This window comes from Neobacillus drentensis (assembly GCF_036966985.1).
Classification (GTDB): domain Bacteria; phylum Bacillota; class Bacilli; order Bacillales; family Cytobacillaceae; genus Neobacillus; species Neobacillus drentensis_E.
The window spans coordinates 2,690-4,607 of sequence record NZ_JBALSN010000710.1; the positions used below are offsets into that span (position 1 = coordinate 2,690).

3 protein-coding genes are annotated in these 1,918 nt (G+C 38.4%); all 3 read right to left on the reverse strand.

The window, feature by feature from the left end; genetic code table 11:
* Positions 1–464: alpha/beta fold hydrolase (locus tag V7659_RS30830; RefSeq protein WP_335543809.1), on the reverse strand; the 464-nt coding region annotated here is incomplete at its 3' end.
* Between the two features lie 26 nt (positions 465–490).
* Positions 491–988: a DinB family protein gene (locus V7659_RS30835; protein ID WP_335543807.1), complete on the reverse strand. Its 498-nt coding sequence runs from the start codon at positions 986–988 to the stop codon at positions 491–493.
* A 47-nt stretch (positions 989–1,035) separates the two neighbouring features.
* A partial coding sequence (locus tag V7659_RS30840) for a beta-ketoacyl-[acyl-carrier-protein] synthase II (protein ID WP_335543808.1) occupies positions 1,036–1,918 on the reverse strand: 883 nt, incomplete at its 5' end.

The following is a 1,918-nucleotide window of genomic DNA, read 5'->3' on the forward strand; positions in this document are numbered from 1 at the left end:
ACTTGAAATACTTCAGGTTTTCCGGCTTCCGTGCCTTCTCCGGTTCCTCCCCCCGTACCTGCCAAAATCAAGCGACGGACCAAATCCGGATGCTCTAACGCCACGATTTGAGCAATGTAACCGCCCATTGAAAATCCCAACAAGTCGACTTGTTTAAGTCCTAACGCTCGAATGAAAGCATATGCGTATTTCGCCGTTCCAAAGAACGACTCCGGTGTCTCTCCCGATGACAATCCTATGCCCGCGTTATCGAACAGTATGATCGTCCGTTCTCTTGCCAGTTCATTGATGAGAGCAGGATCCCAATCGTCTATCGTGCCTCTGAAACGTTGGCAGAAAACGAGCGGAACATCCGATGGTTTACCGAAAGTCCGATAAGCGAACCGAATGCCATCCGCTTCTATATAAGATGTTTCTACTGTTTCTGCTGTGAAAGTATTTAAATTTTGTTCTAAATTTTTCATTTTATATCATCCTCATAGTTTATTTTTTATTTATTAATCTCTGTGTTTGTATTTAAACGTTGAATCTCCCTTAATATATAGGTTGAAGTAGTTGAATGTTGTACTTCATGTATTGTTACAAACGCTAAAATATCCCCAATTGTTACAAACGATGTATCACGAATCAAAAATGGATCTTTCAACTTCTCATCTAATTTACCCATAAAGGTTGAATTTATATCGTCTAATTGTATTTTTAGTAGTTGAACCAATTCAACTTTTGAAGGTGGAGATAAAGTCCAGTCTGAAGGTTTTGTTCCGCCTTTAAAAAGTTCAATGAATCCATCAGGTAGCCTTGATGATCCCGTAATTCGTTTGAAAAGCATGCTATCCGTAATCGCAATGAAATGACCTATATTCCATCTGATTGTGTTATTAAACTGAATCGGCTGTATATCATAATACTCTTCTGACAAAGACTCAAATTTTCGGATATTATTTAAACGTACATAGTTTGCAGTTTTTAATATGGTATTCGAGCTCATGATAGCCCTCCTTATTTTTGTATTTTATATAATAGAAAGAGCTATATTTATAATCTATCATTGAATTTCTTAAATACTAAAACTGCATTATGTCCACCGAATCCGAATCCATTTGAAATCGCATAGTTTACTTCTGCATGAACTGGATGGTTTGGAACATAATCTAGATCACATTCTTCATCTGGATATTCATAGTTAATTGTAGGTGGAATTGTATTTTCCAAAATACTTTTAAGGGTGATGATTGCTTCAATTCCTCCAGCAGCTCCAAATAAGTGCCCTGTCATAGATTTAGTTGAACTTACTTTCAGTTTATATGCATGATCTCCAAATACACTCTTAATTGCTTTCGTTTCAGATTTGTCACCTTCAGGTGTGCTCGTGCCATGAGCATTGATGTAATCGACATCTATTGGTTGGATCTGTGCCATATTCAATGCGAGATTCATTGCTCGTTCTGCTCCATGAAAGTCAGGGGAAGTAATATGATAGGCATCAGTTGTTGATCCATAACCAATGATTTCGCCTAAAATAGTTGCCCCTCTTTTTTTCGCATGCTCATATTCCTCAAGTAACAAGATTCCTGCACCTTCCGACATCACAAAACCATCTCGTTGTTTGTCAAACGGTCTGCTAGCAGTCTCAGGTGAATCATTATTTGTAGACATTGCTTTCATCCTTGAGAAACCAGCATAGGCTAAAGGACTGATGGATGCCTCAGCTCCTCCTGCCAATATTGCGTCAGAATAGCCGTGACGAATGTTAAGAAAGGCTTCTCCAATTGCATGATTTCCTGTTGCACATGCAGAAACTGGTGCAAAGCTTGTTCCTTTGAAACCCGTTTTGATTGAAACAATTCCTACCGCCATATTGCTGATCATCATTGGTGCCATAAAAGGAGATACTTTTCTTGCTCCTTTTTCTAAAAGC